The organism is Acinetobacter sp. YH12106 (genome assembly GCF_013418995.1).
In the GTDB taxonomy this organism is placed as follows: domain Bacteria; phylum Pseudomonadota; class Gammaproteobacteria; order Pseudomonadales; family Moraxellaceae; genus Acinetobacter; species Acinetobacter pseudolwoffii.
Genome location: NZ_VPAV01000071.1, coordinates 1 through 1,073, shown reverse-complemented (window position 1 = coordinate 1,073; position 1,073 = coordinate 1). Strand labels below are relative to the sequence as shown.

General features: G+C 45.6%; 1 protein-coding gene. It reads right to left on the bottom strand.

All coding sequences use genetic code 11. From position 1 onward, the window contains the following. A partial coding sequence (locus FTU45_RS15320) for an ISNCY family transposase (RefSeq protein ID WP_180076701.1) occupies positions 1-980 on the bottom strand: 980 nt, incomplete at its 3' end. Positions 981-1,073 lie beyond the last annotated feature (93 nt).

Here is a 1,073-nt window from a genome sequence, read left to right as displayed (position 1 = left end):
TTCTTGGTGACCTTACGCGGTTCCTGCCAGGTAAAAATATCATCCAGTTCAAGATCAGATTCGGTTAATGGTCGATGCAGGTTCTTTGAGTTTCGCGCACATTTGGCGAACTTCTGATTGAACTGCTCAATAAAGCAGGGCAACCAGGCATTTGCTTCTGCAATCGAACAGATGCCTTCCAGGCGCATCTCCTTGATCAAACGGTCCTGAAGGGTTCTATTCGCTCGCTCTACGCGACCTTTGGCCTGGGGTGAATTGGCGAAGATAATATCAATGTTTAACTCATTCAGAATCCGCCCAAATTGCGTGATCTGGCTGTCTTGCCTGGATTTCTGGTTGACTCTAAATACCGAGTGTTTATCGCTATAAAAGGCCAGAGGCTTACCGTATTGTTCAATGTAGGCTCGGGTTGAAAGCATATAGTCGAAGGTCGTTTCAGCCTCACAAAAGCGTAGATGCAACAGCTTGCCGGTAGCATCATCGATATAAACCAGCAAACAGCATTTGGTGGCTCTTCCTTCAAACCAGTCATGATATGAGCCATCAATCTGGATCAGCTCACCGAAGCAATCACGGTTATAGCGTGGCTGGTATGGGCGTTTTAGACGTTTGGATCGCGGAATCCAAAGGTCATTTGCAGTCATCCAGCGCCGAACCGTTTCTACCGGGATATTCAGGTCAAACATGCTGCTGAGCTTCTCATGCGCCAAGGTAGGTCCAAAGCCCAGCAGATGTTCAGAAATAATGGAAAGACATTCTGATTTTAACAGAACGTCATGGCGACGATGACCCGGTTGACCACGACTGGCATGCGTCATGCCTGAAACACCATCTTGATTGAGCTTCTGCAATAACCGGGTAATTTGACGGGTGGAAAGATTCAGGATTTCAGCAGCACGGACTTGGGTAATACGATGATCTCGAACGTCTTGCAGAACTGCAAGACGTTGAATTTCTTTGTCAGACATAGTGATCAGCATCTATATTTTATATCCAGTCCATGGTGATAAAAACCATCATAAACCAGACATTTTTATTGGTGAGAATATAGACACTTTAAATGGGTTCTAACA